The organism is Agrobacterium sp. Ap1, assembly GCF_017313375.1.
GTDB classification, from domain to species: Bacteria; Pseudomonadota; Alphaproteobacteria; order Rhizobiales; family Rhizobiaceae; genus Neorhizobium; species Neorhizobium cellulosilyticum.
Window position 1 is genome coordinate 102,172 of the sequence record NZ_JAFLMY010000015.1, and the last position, 15,727, is coordinate 117,898.

General features: G+C 58.1%; 13 protein-coding genes and 3 pseudogenes. 9 read left to right on the forward strand and 7 right to left on the reverse strand.

Going from position 1 to position 15,727, the window contains the following annotated elements:
• Nucleotides 1–153 precede the first annotated feature (153 nt).
• The 7 genes from JZX87_RS23305 (at nucleotide 154) to otnC (ending at nucleotide 7,386) form a co-directional block, all read left to right on the forward strand.
• Nucleotides 154–1,113, forward strand: a complete 960-nt coding sequence (locus JZX87_RS23305; RefSeq protein WP_148147196.1) for a Bug family tripartite tricarboxylate transporter substrate binding protein — start codon at nucleotides 154–156, stop codon at nucleotides 1,111–1,113.
• A gap of 92 nt (nucleotides 1,114–1,205) precedes the next feature.
• Nucleotides 1,206–1,652, forward strand: a complete 447-nt coding sequence (locus JZX87_RS23310; protein WP_206828277.1) for a tripartite tricarboxylate transporter TctB family protein — start codon at nucleotides 1,206–1,208, stop codon at nucleotides 1,650–1,652.
• 22 nt (nucleotides 1,653–1,674) lie between these two features.
• Entirely contained in the window at nucleotides 1,675–3,201 is a 1,527-nt protein-coding gene (locus JZX87_RS23315) for a tripartite tricarboxylate transporter permease (protein WP_206828280.1), read from the forward strand.
• A 169-nt stretch (nucleotides 3,202–3,370) separates the two neighbouring features.
• Nucleotides 3,371–4,792, forward strand: coding sequence for an NAD(P)H-dependent oxidoreductase (locus tag JZX87_RS23320; RefSeq protein WP_206828282.1), 1,422 nt, complete (start codon nucleotides 3,371–3,373; stop codon nucleotides 4,790–4,792).
• Nucleotides 4,793–4,799: 7 nt separating this feature from the next.
• Nucleotides 4,800–5,474, forward strand: a complete 675-nt coding sequence (locus JZX87_RS23325; protein WP_183688240.1) for an aspartate/glutamate racemase family protein — start codon at nucleotides 4,800–4,802, stop codon at nucleotides 5,472–5,474.
• 3 nt (nucleotides 5,475–5,477) lie between these two features.
• Nucleotides 5,478–6,764 (forward strand): 3-oxo-tetronate kinase, encoded by a 1,287-nt coding sequence (otnK, locus tag JZX87_RS23330; protein ID WP_206828284.1) that lies wholly within the window; start codon nucleotides 5,478–5,480, stop codon nucleotides 6,762–6,764.
• The gene (gene otnC, locus JZX87_RS23335) at nucleotides 6,751–7,386 is read left to right on the forward strand and encodes a 3-oxo-tetronate 4-phosphate decarboxylase (RefSeq protein ID WP_148147190.1); all 636 of its coding nucleotides are present in this window, start codon (nucleotides 6,751–6,753) and stop codon (nucleotides 7,384–7,386) included. The genes otnK and otnC overlap by 14 nt, the downstream gene beginning before the upstream one ends.
• Before the next feature lie 50 nt (nucleotides 7,387–7,436).
• On the opposite strand, the pseudogene JZX87_RS31865 reads toward otnC, so the two are convergent.
• Nucleotides 7,437–7,625: pseudogene (locus tag JZX87_RS31865) on the reverse strand (tryptophan-rich sensory protein); the annotation flags it as partial.
• Nucleotides 7,626–7,826: 201 nt separating this feature from the next.
• On the opposite strand from JZX87_RS31865, the pseudogene JZX87_RS31870 reads away from it, so the two are divergent.
• Nucleotides 7,827–8,012, forward strand: a pseudogene (locus tag JZX87_RS31870) (hypothetical protein); the annotation flags it as partial.
• Nucleotides 8,013–8,034: 22 nt separating this feature from the next.
• Here the strand turns inward: JZX87_RS31870 and JZX87_RS23345 are convergent.
• The 5 genes from JZX87_RS23345 to JZX87_RS23365 all read right to left on the reverse strand — a co-directional run bounded on the left by JZX87_RS23345 (nucleotide 8,035) and on the right by JZX87_RS23365 (nucleotide 13,440).
• On the reverse strand, nucleotides 8,035–9,078 hold the full coding sequence (locus JZX87_RS23345) for an HWE histidine kinase domain-containing protein (RefSeq protein ID WP_206828286.1): 1,044 nt from the start codon (nucleotides 9,076–9,078) through the stop codon (nucleotides 8,035–8,037).
• A gap of 91 nt (nucleotides 9,079–9,169) precedes the next feature.
• Complete coding sequence (locus JZX87_RS23350; protein WP_148147188.1) at nucleotides 9,170–9,553, reverse strand: response regulator; 384 nt, start codon at nucleotides 9,551–9,553, stop codon at nucleotides 9,170–9,172.
• On the reverse strand, nucleotides 9,550–11,862 hold the full coding sequence (locus JZX87_RS23355; protein ID WP_206828288.1) for a GAF domain-containing protein: 2,313 nt from the start codon (nucleotides 11,860–11,862) through the stop codon (nucleotides 9,550–9,552). Before JZX87_RS23355 ends, JZX87_RS23350 begins: the two co-directional genes overlap by 4 nt.
• Before the next feature lie 34 nt (nucleotides 11,863–11,896).
• Complete coding sequence (locus JZX87_RS23360) at nucleotides 11,897–12,322, reverse strand: response regulator (RefSeq protein ID WP_148147186.1); 426 nt, start codon at nucleotides 12,320–12,322, stop codon at nucleotides 11,897–11,899.
• An 11-nt stretch (nucleotides 12,323–12,333) separates the two neighbouring features.
• Nucleotides 12,334–13,440: a PAS domain-containing protein gene (locus JZX87_RS23365; RefSeq protein WP_206828291.1), complete on the reverse strand. Its 1,107-nt coding sequence runs from the start codon at nucleotides 13,438–13,440 to the stop codon at nucleotides 12,334–12,336.
• Between the two features lie 641 nt (nucleotides 13,441–14,081).
• Between JZX87_RS23365 and JZX87_RS23370 the strand changes: the two genes are divergently transcribed.
• Entirely contained in the window at nucleotides 14,082–14,456 is a 375-nt protein-coding gene (locus JZX87_RS23370) for an alpha/beta fold hydrolase (protein ID WP_206828292.1), read from the forward strand.
• 180 nt (nucleotides 14,457–14,636) lie between these two features.
• On the opposite strand, the pseudogene JZX87_RS23375 reads toward JZX87_RS23370, so the two are convergent.
• A pseudogene (locus JZX87_RS23375) lies at nucleotides 14,637–15,362 on the reverse strand (SDR family NAD(P)-dependent oxidoreductase).
• Nucleotides 15,363–15,727: the final 365 nt, after the last annotated feature.

Genomic DNA, 15,727 nt, shown 5'->3' on the forward strand with positions numbered 1-15,727 from the left:
GACCAATAGGTATCATTATTATACTTGCCTTGCCACTGCTCACGGGTCCAAAGTTGGCAAACCGCAATCGGGAAGGGATTGTCGGCATCGGCTCGAGGACCGAGTTTCAAATCGGGAGGAAATATCTTGGACACCCACGAAACCCCTAGGGGCATGAAACGGCGTACGCTGCTCGGATGCAGCGCGGCCTTTGTCGCAGCTCAGTCGCTTGCAATCGGCACGGCTCGGGCCAATGCCTATCCGAGCGACACCATCAATTACATTGTCGCTTTCGGCGTAGGTGGCGGCAGCGATATCGTCGCACGCACCATGGCCAAGGTGATCGACGAAAAGAAGCTCATTCCGGTCAAGATGCTGGTGGAGAACCGGCCGGGCGGGTCGGGAGCTGTCGGCTATTCCTATATCAGTTCCCGCAAGGGCAATCCCTATTATCTCGGCGGCGTTGGCGTCAGCTTCTTCACCACGCCGCTGCTCGGCAAGATGCCGCTGAGCTACAAGGACTTTACCCCGCTCGCGGCGATCGCACGCTCGCCTTACATTCTGGCTGTGCTTGCAGATTCCAAGATCAAGTCGATTGATGACCTCAAGAGCGCCAAGGGGCTAACGATCGGTTCGGCCGGTGCAGTCTCCGACCCGGCACTTCTGTCGCATCTCCTCAACAAGCAGCTCGGCAGCTCGATCAAGGTCGTGCCCTATGACGGCGAGGGCGAGGTGATGGCGGCGGTTCTCGGCAAGCATCTCGATCTTCTCTTCGGCAATCCGAACGAGATCCTAGAACAGGTCAATGCCGGCAAGATGCGGGCCCTTGCCGTCACCTCGGCGGAACGGATGGGATCTCTTCCGCAGGTTCCAAGCTTCGAAGAATTGGGGCATGACATCGTCCATACCCAGCTTCGCGGCATAATCATGCCCAAGGACGTTCCGGCGGAAGCGGTGTCCTATTGGGAAGGCGTGATGAAAACCGTGGCGGAAAGCCCGGAATGGCGCAGCCAGTATGTCGACCGGTTCAACGAAATACCGCTCTTCCTCGATAGCAAGCAGTTCGGCGAGGAGATCGTCGCCACCTCGCAGCGTTACGAGACGCTGATGCGCGAGCTCGGCCTGATCAAGTGAGGCTGATCAAGTGAGATTGGCGGCCCCCGATCAGCTTGGGGGCCGATAGTTCCACACGAATTTAAATGCTCTACGCTTGGGAGGCGCGGTAGATGATACCCTTACGTTCATTCGATCTTGGTCTTTCTGCGATCTTCGGCCTGCTCGGCCTCTACATGATCTGGCAGGGAAGCGGTTACGGCTACCAGGAGGGTTCCGTGCCATCGGCCGGCTTCTTCCCCGTCTGGATCGGGGCAGGACTGGCACTCTTTTCCGCGCTAAATTTTCTCAAGGTCGCCAAACAGTCGGATCTTCTCGGCAGCGTCGAGCGGATGGAAGTGGTCCGGGTCGGGCTGGTCAGTCTGGCACTGGTCGGTTTCGTCCTGCTCTCCCAATTCATCGGCATGCTGGTCGCCTCCGTGCCGCTGATGATCGTCATCGGCTGCATATTCGGGGCGCGCGACGCCCGCTCGATTGCGGCCGTCAGCGCCATCGCCGTTGGGATGGCATTCATACTCTATCTCGTGTTTGGCGTGGTTCTCGCCATCCCGCTGCTCTGATCCCTGAAGAAGAGAAGATATCATGCTAGAATCATGGCACTTGCTTGCCGAGGGATTGGTCGCAGCATCGCAACCCTCGGTTCTCGCCGCCATCATGGTTGGCGCCATCATCGGCCTTTTCATCGGAGCCTTGCCGGGCCTCGGACCGACCGCCGGTGTTGCAATCCTCCTGCCGGTCGCCGTCAGCTTTGATGGGACGGCGGCGATCGCGGCACTCGGGGCCGTCTATTACGGCGCCCAGTATGGCGGCGCGGTCACCGCAATCCTGCTCGGCATTCCAGGCGATGCCTCTGCCACCATGACCGTCATCGATGGCCACAAGCTGGCCCGAAACGGCAAGGCCGGCGCGGCACTCGGATTGAGTATTGCCGCCTCCTTCATCGGCGGACTAATCGGCCTCATCCTGCTCACCGCTTTTGCCACCACCATCGCCCAGGCCGCGATCGCCTTCGGGCCGATCGAGATGACCGCGCTGATGATCTTCTCGCTGTCGCTTGTCAGCGTGCTCGGCGGCCGCGATCTCAACAAGGCGATGATGTCGCTGTTTGCCGGCCTCTTCATCGGCACGATCGGGCTCGACCCTATGGTCGGCCTGCCGCGCTTCGATTTCGGCGAGGTACGGCTGTTCGACGGCATCGAATTCTCCATTATCGCGGTCGGTCTGTTCGGCCTTGCGGAAATGTATGCGACACCGCCTTCGATCGGAAAGCCGCAAGAGAAGAACCGGTTCCGCTTCCGTGAACTTCTGCCGGATGTGCGCGGCACGCTGCAATGCTGGCGTGAACTGGGCTCCGGCTCGCTGATCGGCTTCTTCATCGGTATCCTGCCCGGCGCCGGCGCGACCGCCGCCACGATGATTTCCTACGCCTTCGCCAAGCGCACCTCGAAACATCCCGAACGCTTCGGCAATGGCGCGATGGAAGGTGTTGCAGCACCCGAAGCGGCCAATAACAGCGCCGCCTATGGCAACATGATCCCGATGTTCGCGCTCGGCATTCCAGGCTCCGGTACAACGGCGGTGCTGATGGGCGGCCTGCTGATGATCGGCCTGCAGCCCGGCCCGATGCTGTTCCAGACACAGTCGGAATTCGTCTGGACCATTTTCGGCAGCTTCTACATCGGCAATCTCGCGCTGGTCGCGATCACCATCGTCCTGACGCCGGTGCTCGCCACCTGTGCCTTCGTGCGGCCGAGCTATCTGTTCCCGGCGGTCATCGCCATCATCGTCTTTGGCATTTTCGGCATCAACAATGCGATGTTCGAGGTGGCTCTGGTGATCGGCTTTGGCGTGCTGGGTTACCTGATGATGAAGTTGGATTACCCGCCGGTACCGTTGGTTCTCGGCATGATCCTTGGCCCCATCTTGGAGCGTGGCATTCGCCGCACCCTGGTCGCCTCGGACGGAAATGTCGCCGTCTTCTTCCAGAGCCCGATCGCGTTGGTGATTATCCTGATCACCGTCGTGCTGCTGGTCTCACCGTGGCTGTTCAAAAACCGCGCGGGCAAGGAACACCAGATGGACGAGCCGCAGGCCAAGAAAATCGGCTGAGGCGGCAAGGGGCGATCCTGTCTCGCGGATCGCCCGGTCTGCCTGACCACATCGCATGTTCATTCCAGATGCAGGCAATCGCTGCGCGTCGCTATCCAATGCGGCCTTGCCGCAGGTCCAGCATCCTCCAGAGCGTCACCGGACGCGCATGAAAAGGATATCTTAAACAATGGTTTACCACCATCTTTACGCGAGCTTCGCCAAGGCTTCTGCAGTTCAGGTCGGCATTATCGGCGCCGGCAATTACGGCACTGCCATCGTCACCCAGGCTCCGGTCACGCCGCGGCTGAATGTGGTCGCTGTTGCCGACATTTCGATCGATGCCGCACGCGGTGCCTATGAGAAGGCGGGCTTCGACATGGCCAAGGTCGCCTATGCCGGAACGGCAGAGCAGGTAAAATGCGAGCTTGCGCGCGGCAATTCCATCTTTACCGATAAGCCGGAACTCATCGGCGCGATTGGTGCCGTCGATATCGTCTGCGAGTGCAGCGGCGTGCCGGAGGCAAGCGTGCGATATGCCATGCAGGCTATCGAGGCCGGCAAGCATGTGGCGATGGTAACGAAGGATTGCGACGTCGCGGTCGGCCCGATGCTGAAGCGTCTGGCAAAGGAAGCGGGCGTGATTTACACCCCCGTCGACGGAGATCAGCACGGGCTGCTGATCCAGTTCTACGAATGGGCAAAATCGGTCGGCCTGACGGTGATTTCCGGTGGCAAGGCAACCGATGGCGAATTCGTCTATGACGAGGCGGCCGGCACGGTCTCGATCAAGACCGACAAGAAGATCCATGAGCCCTATGTCGAAACGGTTGTCGTCTCCGATGAGGATCGCAAATGGCTCGCAATGATCCCCGAGGGACAGGCTGCCGAATATGTCGCGAGGCGTAAGGACATTCTCGCGCGCCTGCCGCAGCCCGGCGCCTATGATCTCTGCGAGATCACGGTCGCGGCCAATTATACCGGCATGAAGCCTGCCGTCGATACGCTCGTCCATGCGGCCCTTCGCATCACCGAAATTCCGGTTGCCTATGCGGAAATCGCCAATGGCGGCCTTTTCGGACAGGTCGATACGATCGACCTCGCCACCTGCCTCAGGCGCCCGGATGAATCAGGGCTCGGCGGCGGCGTCTTTCTCGTCGTCCGGTGCGACAATGCTTATTCCAACCATGTCCTTGTGACCAAGGGCCAGATCCCGAACTATGACGAGACGACCGCGGTCATCTACCGCCCTTACCACCTTTGCGGCGTCGAGACCTCGACCTCGCTGCTGATGGCGGGCCTGCTCGGCATCGATACCGGATCGGATGATTATCGGCCCCGCTACGATCTCGTCAAGGTCGCGGCGCGCGACATCAAGGCGGGCGAAGTCTTCGGCAATGACCATAGCCCGATGTTGAAGGCCCGCATCGTCCCGGCGGTACCTGTCGCGCTTGAAAACCCCGCCTGCGCCCATCTTCTCACCGGCAATTGCGCCAAGGTGGATATCCCGGCGGGTACGCTCATCACCTATGACATGGTGGAGGAGCCGCAGGCTTCGTTGCTTTGGGAAATGCGCCGGCTGCAGGACCGTACATTCCTGGCCGCGCAGTGAGATCGCCATGACGTTCAAGCCGCGCATATTCCTCTTCTATGCCACGCCGGTTGCCATGGCGCCTGTGACCGATGCCATGCGGCAACTCTGGCCGGAGGCCGAGGCCGTCAACATTCTCGACGAGAGCCTGTCACTGGACCGGGCGCGGGAGGTTGGGCCACTGTCGTCGGGCCTCAGCGAGCGTTTCGTCGCTCTCGGCCGGCAGGCCGTTTCCGGCGCTGCAGATGGTATCCTGATCACCTGCTCCGCTTTCGGCCCGGCCATTCGCAGACTTTCGTCGGAGATAGGGATACCGGTCCTCATGCCCAACGAGGCGATGTTTCGCGCCGCGATCATGGCCGGCTCGGACATCGGCATGGTGGCGACATTTGCCCCCGCAGTCGCAACGATGGAAGACGAGTTTCGCGAGTTTGCGGCAGAGACGGGAAGCTCGGCGCGACTTCGCACCGTCATAGCGCATGGCGCGATCGAGAAGCTCCGGCAGGGCGATGCGGCCGACCATGATGCACGGGTTGCCCATGCAGCGCATGGCCTTGGCGACTGCGATGCCATCATGCTCGCCCATTTTTCAACGGCGCGGGCGGCCGGTCCGGTCAGAGAAGCGGTGGATTGCGCCGTGCTGACCGCGCCGGGCAGCGCGGTGACACGAATGAAACAGTTGATGGACAGGCAGGAGCACTAGACAATGCTGCTCGGAGTTATCGCCGACGATTTTACCGGGGCCGGAGACGTAGCCAACACGCTTGCAAAGGGCTTGCCGGGGCAGGGTGGACTTGCGGTCACGCAATATCTCGGCGTTCCCAAGGTGAAGGCCGACCGATCGGTCGAAGCGGGGGTCATCTCGCTCAAGACCCGCTCCTCATCGGTAGAGGATGCGGTCGAACAATCGCTTGCGGCGCTCGAATGGCTGCGCAACCAAGGCTGCGAGCAATTTGTCTTCAAATATTGCTCGACATTCGATTCTACGCCGGAAGGCAATATCGGGCCTGTAGCGGAGGCGCTCGCGGCTGCTCTCGGTGTGAAAGGTGTGATTGCCTGCCCTGCCTTCCCGACGGTCGGGCGCACCGTGCATCAGGGCCATCTCTTCGTCCAGGATCGGCTGCTCAGCGAATCCAGCATGCGACACCATCCACTGACGCCGATGACGGATTCCGACATCCGGCGCTGGCTGGCACAGCAGACGCGCGATCCGGTCGGGCTGGTGAACACGGCGACCGTGCGCTCTGGAAGCGAAGCGGTGAGGGCGGCGCTGGATGCCGCGGCCGCCGACGGGACGACGATGGTCATCTGCGATTCCTCGCTGGACGAAGACCTCGTCACGCTCGGCAGAGCGGCGGCAGGGCAGCGGCTTGTGACCGGCGGTTCGGGCATCGCGATCGGCCTTCCGGCAAACTTCCTGCGCAGCGGCAAGGCGAAGGGAGCGGTCAGCGCCTTTTCCGGCGTAGACGGACCCGAGGTGATCCTGGCCGGCAGCTGCTCGGATGCGACCCGCCGGCAGATCGCCATCCATGCCGCAGGCCATCCGACCATGGCGCTCGATGTCGAAGCTGCTATGGCGGGAAGGTTGGACATAGGCCGAATTATCGAGTTCGCGTCAGTTCATCGTGGCAATGCACCTCTCATTTTTTCGTCGGATGATCCATTGGAGGTCGAGCGCCTGCAGAAGCGCTATGGCCGGGAAAAGGTGGCCGCGACGCTCGACGGATTGTTCGCCGAAGCAGCCCGTTCGCTGGTAGAAAGTGGCGTGAACAGATTGGTCGTGGCAGGCGGCGAGACATCCGGCGCGGTCGCCCAGGCGCTCGATCTCGAAGCGCTTTCGATCGGGCCGGAAATCGACCCGGGCGTACCGATCCTGATCGGCGGCAAAGGCAGGATTGCGCTAGCGCTCAAATCCGGCAATTTCGGTGCGCCGGATTTCTTTGCCAAGGCATTGGAAAATCTGAAACGGGGGGCAAGCGGTGACAGAGGATGAACTACGCGCAGATATCGTGAGGTTCGGCGCGCTTCTTTACGGGCGCGGACTTGCGCATGGAAGCGCCGGAAACCTTTCGGTAAAGCTGGACGACGGCACGATCCTCGTCACGCCGACAAATTCGTCACTGGGCTTTCTGTCTCCCGCGCTGATATCGAAGGTCTCGGCCGAGGGTGCCCATGTAGCCGGCGACCCTCCGTCGAAGGAGGCCTTCTTCCATCTGGCGGTCTATCAGGAACGGCCGGCAGCAAGCGCGATCGTCCACCTTCATTCCACCCATGCAGTTGCTCTGTCATGCCTCTGCCATGAGGACACGTCTGATGTGCTTCCGCCGCTCACCGCGTACCAAATGATGCGGATCGGCCGATTGCCGCTTGTGCCCTATTATCGGCCCGGAGATGGAAAGCTTGCTGATGCGGTTCGTCAATTTGCCGGTGGACACAAGGCAATGCTGCTTGCCAATCATGGGCCAATCGTTTCGGGTAAGTCTCTGCAAGATGCGGTTCATGCTTATGAGGAACTTGAAGAAACAGTGAAGCTGTTCTTCCTTGTCGGTGACCGACCGGTTTCTCGTCTGACCTGCGAGGCGATCACCGATCTGAATGAAGCTTTCCCGAATTGATGCCGGAACAAGCGTGGTAAGGGTCAGTCCTGGAAAAGTGGATCTTGCTGTTAGCCGCAGCACTCGGCGCTGGAGCGCTGAGCGATGCAATCGGAACCGACGAATGTTGGCGTCCAAGTCCAGTTCAAAAGCTTCTGCGACCTCCAAAGCCGGGCCGTCGAATTGAAGCCTTCGAGAACTGTGGATAGCCACCCTGCGACAGCGATCAAGATGTAAGCCAGTGTCCAGGCCGGCGTGAAGAGCCAATTCGGTGAAGGGCCGGATACAGATCCTCAAGCGGTGGCCAGTCTCAGGGAAGCAATTTTGCACGAACGTGATCTCGCCGTGGATATCCTCAACCATCGCCGTGATGGAGCAACGTGCTGGAACGCCTCGTGTCTCATGAAGAGTTCCCGGCCAGGGCCGAAAATCGCAAGGCGTTGACGATGGAGTAATTTTATCGCGACGTCCGCCGCAAGACCGGCATGCTGATGAACGGCGAAGAGCCGGTCGGCGGAAAGGACTTCGGCGTCACCCCGTCTCAAATTCGCAGAGGGCTAACCAAATGCGACGACGGTGGATACAGCTCGATCTTCCAACAGTTGACGTCTTCAACGATGCAGCACAGCGAACGTTCCTGGGCTTAACAGTGCAAAATGTTCGGTCCGGTCATGTTTCGTCTTCTGAGCCGAGGGTGCCGCGAAGGTGGTATTCGTAGCCTCCCGCGTGGTAAGTAGCCTGAGCTTTTCCCTTGAAGTAGGTAGGCACAATCCGCTCGGTGAGCCGTGATCCAAATCCCGAGCGCTTTGGCTCCATAATGACTGGCCCATTGGCTTCGGTCCAACTGAACTGGAATTGGTTGTCACCCGGCGTCTGCCAGCGGACAATGATCTTGCCATCCGGTACCGACAGCGCTCCGTATTTCGTGGCATTGGTGGCGAGTTCATGGATAGCGAGCGCCAATCCGAGCGCAGGTTGTGCGGCGATTGCCACTGATGGGCCGGAAATGTCAAACCGATTGTGACCGTCATTATGAGGGGCAATCGCCGTACGGACGACAGTTTCCACGTCACCCGCTTCCCAGTCGGTCGCAGTCAGCGCGTCCTGCGCCAGGGCCAATGCCTGGATACGTGCGGATGCCTGCTCTGCTGCAAGCTTCGTGTCAGTCGCATTGCGCAGGCTTTGCGAAACGACAGCCTGGACCATCGCGAGCGTATTTTTCATGCGATGAGAGAGTTCGCGCTGTAAGATACGTTGCTGCCGCTCTCTATCTCTCTGTTCGCCGAGCAGACGCTTTTGCTCAACAAGAAGTGCATCGCTTTTTCGACGCTCATCCTGGAGACTGTCGAGCGCCTTGTGCATCACCTGTATGAGAAGGATATCGACGATGACGACGCCGGCATAAAATGCAAGTGCGACCAGGACGGACGCATTCAGCTCGAAGTTTCCTGATGGGGGAATAAACCAATACCATGCAGCAAAGCCGCAGGCCAAAGCACATACGGCCCCGGGCCATAGGCCAGCCATGAACGTGGTGAGGATGACTGCGGGGAAAAAAGTCAGATAGGGGAAGCCTGGCGGGAGCAGGTGGTCTGAGAGGAACCTGACATAAAGAGAGACAATGAACGCGCAAATAGCCAAGCTCCACGCTTTCAGGGGAGAGGCTCGAACACGATCGCTAAGACCGAATAACTGGCGTCGTATCGTGCTCATTCTATCCTACGTCTGCGAGACTACTACTGCCTGAGTGTTCTGCCATATCAAGTCAATATCACTTACTGTGACACATCAGACTACCGGAACATCAAGCAAGCATTTCGCGGATCTTCTCAACGATCTGCTGTTCACGATAGGGCTTGGTGTAAAATGCGGTCTCCGCTGGGATTTGTCCGCCGGGATCGTCGATATGTCCGGATACGATGATCACCTTGATGGGCGGCCATCTGTCTCGGATGATGGCCGCCAGCCGCATTCCATCGACGCCTCGAGGCATGTCGACATCTGTCAGGACAAGCCGGATATCGTATCGTGATTCCAGGATAGTCACGGCTTCCGTTGCGTCCGCTGCGGCGATCGCCTGAAAGCCGGCGTCCTCAACTAGATCAATGGCCGCCAAGCGCAAAAGTGGCTCATCCTCGACGATGAGGATTACCGGCGGAGCGATGGGACGTATAATTCCCGACGTCATGACTGCCTCAACTGCGAAACAAGAGCCTGCATTGTCACGGTCAAACCGTTCGCGTCGTACTCGACTTCGACCCCGCCGGTTCCCGTCAAACCTAGTTTGATCAACTTCGATCCGAACCCTTTGCCAACCGTGCCTCGGATGATTGGTCCATCTCTTTCTTGCCATTTTAGGATGAGCGCGTCCTCGGATGAAGTCTTTCCGATAGACCAAGACACCGACACCTTGCCCTTCTCGCTTGACCACGCGCCGTATTTAAGTGAGTTGGTGCCGAGCTCATGCATGATCAGAGCAAGCGACAAGGCCGTTCGGGGTCCAAGCTCCATGTCCGGGCCAGAGATCGTGAAGCGATCAGACAAAGCGAGTTGGCTTAGAACCGAATCGATGACAGCCGCCATCCGTGCCGTCGACCAATCGTGCCCAAGTAGGACCTCATGGGCCTTCGACAAAGCATGCAGTCGACTGGTGAACGCCTCGACTGGAGCGCGATCCGTCACAGGACGAAGTGTCTGGGTGGCGATCGCTTGCACCATCGCCATCGTGTTCTTCAGGCGATGGCTGATTTCGTGATTGAGAACTTGCTGCTGCTCTTCCGCCCGTATACGGGCTATAGCTTCTCTTGTCCGGTCGGCGATCGTGCGTACGAAATCGCGCTCTTCGGTGGTAAAATCGTGTGGCTTATCGTAGTGCACGAACATGACACCGACGATGGCCCCATGCTCCATGATCGGGACGTTTACCAGAACGGAAATGCCGATCGAGTGAAGCAGGTCCGATGACGCTGACGTTCGTGGATCTGTCGAGACATCTGGGATGATAAGCATCGCACCCCGTTTCAGGTCTTCGATATATGAACCGTAGTGGCGGAAGTGATGGAGACCCGCGATGGTATCCGTTCCGTCTGCACACCAGTCAGGCAGCATCTGTACCGTCTCTGCGATCGGGTCGACGACCCCATAGCCCGCGCGCGTAGACCCATACAGGCTATGGGCCAGGATTTCCGCAGCCGCAAACGCTACCTCGTGAACGCTGTCTAGCTCTCGGATTTTGCCGCCGAGTTCCAATAGAGCGAGCTGCCGATCCTCGGACCGCTTTTGTGCCGTCGCGTCTCGCGCGACCTTGATGTAGCCGCCTAACTTGCTTTCTGGGTGGCGCGGAAGCGGTCTCACAGTTCCATCCAAAAATACGCGCGAGCCATCCGCGGTGATATGCCACCGGCGATCCGGTGCGACGCCATCTATTGACGCTCTCGTGATTTCCGCCTCTGGCGCGCCGGCTGCCTGATCTTCTGGCGTAAAGATTTCAGAGAACGAGCGGCCAAGCATATCGCTCTTGCTCCACCCGAAGGTTTCCTCGGCCCCGCCAAACCAGTTTGTGATACGTTGATCCTCGTCAAGCGTCAGGATTGTGTAATCCTTCGCGCCCTGCACAATAAGGCGTAAAGTCGTTTCGCTATCGCGCAACGCTTCGACGGCTTCCATCCGGTCGGTGACGTCTACGAATGTGATGACGAAGCGGTCTTCTCCAGTTGACTGGATGTATCCGTCGAACCAGCGAGCGATTTCCTCAATCCTGCGAGTAAAGCGTTTGGGTCGACCGGACTCGACAACTTCCTCAACGTCAACAGTCCACTCCTCATCCAACTTGGGAAGGATGTCTCGAATGTTTCGGCCTTCTGTTTCCTCACCCACAACCTGAAACAGCCTCGCCCCTGCTGGGTTGACGGTTTCGCATTGCCAATCGACAATCCGCTTTCGTTCATCACGCACCACAGCGCCGATGACAATGCCTTCTTCAAGCTGCTCGAACAGCGAACTCCACCGTCGCTCTGCCAGAAACGTGGCGATCTGATTGGAAACGATTTTTCCGATCCTGCTGAGCGTTTCAAGCTCGGCGTCAGTCCAGACGCGCGGCTCACCATCGATCGCGGCAAGGGCGCCGATCACCATGCCATCGGGAAGGGTAACCGGGACGCCCATATAGGAGATAACGCCCAGATCGGTTATCGCGAGGTTATCGCGGACGAGGTCATGTAAAGTTGCGTCACCGATAATCAGTGGCTGCTTGTCGCGTACAACATGCTGGCAGAACGAATGCGTGAGCGGCGTTTCTGCGGCTTCGGCCCATTTTTCAGGCAGGCCGAGATGAGCGAGAAACACCTGGCGGTGTTCATCGAGGATCGATACCAGCGCAACTGGACAGTTCAACCCCGCCTTTACAACTTCGATTATGTCATCAAATTCGGTTTTGTTCTTTGCGTCGAGTAGACCGGAGTTGCGGACGGCTCTTATTCTGTCTGACGAGTTGCCCAACGATCTGAGCCTTTGCTTTTTTGTGAAGGCCCGTTCAGGCTGCTATTTTTGCGAGGACTTCGGGAGACATTACCAGACTTGGAGGGGGTGTTTTTTCATCCGGCTTCCCAGCGACGAAGCTTTCGATGAATGAAAGCGCGTTCTGAAGACCATTCATCGTATACGGCTTCTCGATCGCCCCGACCGCTCCGGCAAAATCTTCCGGGATCCGTTTAAGGTTGCCTGAGACGAAGACATAAGGGATGGACTTTGCGGATAGATGCCGTCCGACCTCAATTCCGGTTGGCCCGTCAATGAGTTGAATATCGACGAAGGCAAAGTCTGGACGGACCGAGTCAATGAGGTCCTTGGCCTCCCGGCTGTCCGCCGCCAGCCCGACGATGTCATGGCCCGCAGCCTCGATTTCGCTCTCTAGTTCCATGGCGAGCAGCACTTCGTCCTCAACGATCAGAATTTTCACAAAGAAACCTTTCAGTCTTTTACCAGTAGCGTGACGGAGACTTCAGTAAGGCGGCCTTCCACGCGGCGTTCGAGCTTTGCGCGCAGCTGCTGCAAGCATGCTTCAAGCATCTTTTGGCTAAATGCTGCTTCCTCGCGGTCAACATCCACCGGGGTTACCGTATCTACAACCCGAATGAGGAAGTGACCGTTCAGACGCCTGACTTCAAGATGGATCTCGCCTCCACCATCGCGCAGCCCCCGGCGAACCGCGTCGCCGACAAGTTCATTGATGATCAAAGCCAATGGAGAGGCCTTCGTTGCGGGCACAACTACCTCGCGCAGATCTGTCGTCAGCACGATATCGGTGCGTTTCAGGGCGCCAATGACATCGGTTGCGAGATCGTTTGCGAAATCAGCCACATCGAAGTGCCCCACATCCTCATCATTCAAGAGCTTTCGCTGGACGGTACTTAGTGCCTCAACTCGGTTTAGAACGGACATCAATGTCCGCTCTACAACATCGCTTTCTGTCATCCTGGCTTGCAGCTTGACGATGGATGCAATGGTCAGAAGATTGTTCTTCACCCGATGGTCAACTTCGTGGACGAGCGCAGTTTTGGTGGTCAGCGCCGCGGTCAGATCGACAGTACGGCGCGCGACCTCCTGCTCGGCCATATGCCTGGCTGCAGCGAGCTCCGCTTCCTTGCTCTTGATATTGGTGAAATCAAGCTGTGATGCAAAAAAGTATATAACTTCGCCGGTTTCGTCCCGGACCGGGCTCACAAACAACGCATTCCAGAAGGTCGACCCGTCACGCCTGTAATTAAGGATGTCGATCGAGAGATCCCGCTCTTCCGAGATCGCTGTCCTCAACTTCGCAATCGCTTCAGGGTCAGTTTCGGCGCCTTGAAGAAGGCGGCAGTTGCGGCCAATGAGCTCGTCACGTGAGTAGCCGGTGAGTTTTGTGAATGCGTCGTTGGAGAAAATGATCGGATTATCATATTGTCTGGGGTCGGTGATAATCATCGGCATTCTCGTCGCCTTGAATGCCGCTGCGAACGGGTCTTCTGAAGCATGTGCTGCAATCAGGCGATCGCCTGCATCCTGAGCGTCGCGAAAATCATTCTCTTGATCCATAAAAACTTGTCCGGACGCTTTGAATTGAGGTCTTTGGGGCGTTTCGCTGATCTGGGAGGCACCGTGAGAACTTCAAGATGCTAAGGAGAATAGCTGCATGCGTAATTTCACTGACGCAGCTTGCTTTATAGTGGCCGCAGCACGCCCTCGCTTGCTGAACCGTTAGAACATCTGGTGAATAGACCATCGGGTCCCGATTAAGCGACATCGGTCGGATAAGGAGGCGCTGGGTGATCGATAAGAGCAGCAGCATTCTATTTGTCTACTGCACGAGCCAAACGAACATGAGGCCGCCGAGAACGACACTGATAGCTGCGCCATAGCTTTGTAACGGCTCAAGCCACCTTCGCTGCAATCTCATTGTCACCCCTTCGATCGGAGAGATCCAGCCAAGTCTACGACATCTCTCGCCTGCAGCTTCAAATGCGTCGGCTTGGGTCTCGAGTGGCCCGATAACGTAGTCAATCATGTGACCCTGAACGATCACTACGCTTTTGGCTACACCGTCGTAAAATACGGTTGTTTCGTCATTCACACGTTTCATGGATAGGCCCCGGCTTGCAGGCGCTTAATGCATCAACGCAGAAAAGGTTCCGCACGCATCCTGACCGCATCGTCTCAAGGGCGACCGTTATGCCGGAATGGCATCCGATGATCTGAAAACGCACCTTGATGCGGTACGCACCTTCCTTGCTCTGTGCTTTCAGACGCAACCCGATGCGGCGACCTTCGAGCGACTTCTGTCGAATGCCGCAATGGCGTCTTGGGTGATGACAAAAACGGTACCGTCAATGACGGTTAATGTAGTAGATGGCCCTCCGAAAGCTCGGGTGCCCGTGTTGCTGCTTTACGGTGGCAAAGACAATCTGGTCATGACTGGCGCCCGCATCGCACGCGCGAAGGAGCTTAATCCCAACGTGCAGTCAAAGGTCTATCCTAATTCAGGCCACGCGCCTTTTCTGGAGGAAGTCCCTCGCTTCAGCAGAGATCTCGTAGAATTTGCGAAATCGACCTAAGTGGCAAAGTGATTTGTGTCGGGGCGGCTCTCTCGCCCCGATTAACTGCTTCATGGACCAACATAGATGCCCGAAACGAAATGTAGGCGACCGAGGACCATAGGGCTGTTCGATGAGCGCACGCCTTTTGACCTGCGGCACGCCAAAATCAATTCTCGACGGCGATGGCGAAGTCCGGCATCAGATCTGTGCCATACCACCGTCGACAGCGATCTCTGAACCAGTCGGAAAACTGCTCTCTTCGCTTGCAAGAAAGAGAGCTGCGGCCGCGACTTCTTCGGGTCGACCCATGCGCCCGAGAGGGATCATATTCGACAGTGCGTCGCGAACTTCTTGAGAGGCTGCGGCCATCATGGCCGTATCGGTGGGACCAGGGCTAACGACGTTAACGCGGATGCCTTTGGGAGCAAGTTCGTTCGCCCAGGTTCGTGTAAACGAACGGACTGCAGCTTTGGTCGCACCTTACACGCCATAGCCTTTGGTGCCGATGTCTCCCGCAATCGAGCCGATCAACACAATCGTTCCGCCCGTCTGCATCATGTCGATCGCACCCTGCGCCGCGAACACGAGGGATTTCACATTCAAGCCGAATGTCCGATCGAAATGATCCTCGGAAATGTCTTCAAGCGGTGCGTATTCGGATATTCCCGCATTCACGACGAGTACGTCGACGCGGCCTTGCTCTGCTCGGATCTGCTCGAATACGCGCTGAAGATCGGCTCGATCACTGGCATCTGCCCGGATCGTCTGGAGGTTTACGGTTTGGACCTGTGACTCGTCCCCAGCTCCCCTGCGGCTGGTCGCGTAGACCTTTGCGCCCTCGGCTACAAACCTTTCAGAAATGGCTCCGCCGATCCCACCCACGCCGCCGATAACTACGGCAACCTTGCTTCCTAATCTGCTCATAATAACAGACCGGGCTCTTGAGTTCGTCGGTCGTCTTCTCATGCTCGGCGCTCATCTGCTGCGCAGTCGCCTTTGCCGACAAGCATGATCTGCTGGCCCCAGATACCGATTCCATCGTCGCGTCTCACCGTCGCCAGGACAGAGGTCCACACATCCGGTGACGCTACGATGATCCTGACATGTTGCGCGAGATCGCCAGCAACGCGACGGCGATGGGGCGATGGCGCTGCTTCCGGGCCTTCGACTAGAGCGTTCAGCAGATGTATTGCGGGCGCGGGCATTGGCGGTTGATGACGAGCGGACGATCTTGGCGGCATGGGCGCTGGCATCCTGGACGCTCTTCGGCTCGATGCTATGCTATCTTC

What these genes read in the sequence shown, in the direction of transcription:
- JZX87_RS23305 (WP_148147196.1), top strand. Translation starts at nt 154, where the DNA reads ATGAAACGGCGTACGCTGCTCGGATGCAGCGCGGCCTTTGTCGCAGCT.
- JZX87_RS23310 (WP_206828277.1), top strand. Translation starts at nt 1,206, where the DNA reads ATGATACCCTTACGTTCATTCGATCTTGGTCTTTCTGCGATCTTCGGC.
- JZX87_RS23315 (WP_206828280.1), top strand. Translation starts at nt 1,675, where the DNA reads ATGCTAGAATCATGGCACTTGCTTGCCGAGGGATTGGTCGCAGCATCG.
- JZX87_RS23320 (WP_206828282.1), top strand. Translation starts at nt 3,371, where the DNA reads ATGGTTTACCACCATCTTTACGCGAGCTTCGCCAAGGCTTCTGCAGTT.
- JZX87_RS23325 (WP_183688240.1), top strand. Translation starts at nt 4,800, where the DNA reads ATGACGTTCAAGCCGCGCATATTCCTCTTCTATGCCACGCCGGTTGCC.
- otnK (WP_206828284.1), top strand. Translation starts at nt 5,478, where the DNA reads ATGCTGCTCGGAGTTATCGCCGACGATTTTACCGGGGCCGGAGACGTA.
- JZX87_RS23345 (WP_206828286.1), bottom strand. Translation starts at nt 9,078, where the DNA reads ATGAGCACGATACGACGCCAGTTATTCGGTCTTAGCGATCGTGTTCGA.
- JZX87_RS23350 (WP_148147188.1), bottom strand. Translation starts at nt 9,553, where the DNA reads ATGACGTCGGGAATTATACGTCCCATCGCTCCGCCGGTAATCCTCATC.
- JZX87_RS23365 (WP_206828291.1), bottom strand. Translation starts at nt 13,440, where the DNA reads ATGGATCAAGAGAATGATTTTCGCGACGCTCAGGATGCAGGCGATCGC.
- JZX87_RS23370 (WP_206828292.1), top strand. Translation starts at nt 14,082, where the DNA reads ATGGCATCCGATGATCTGAAAACGCACCTTGATGCGGTACGCACCTTC.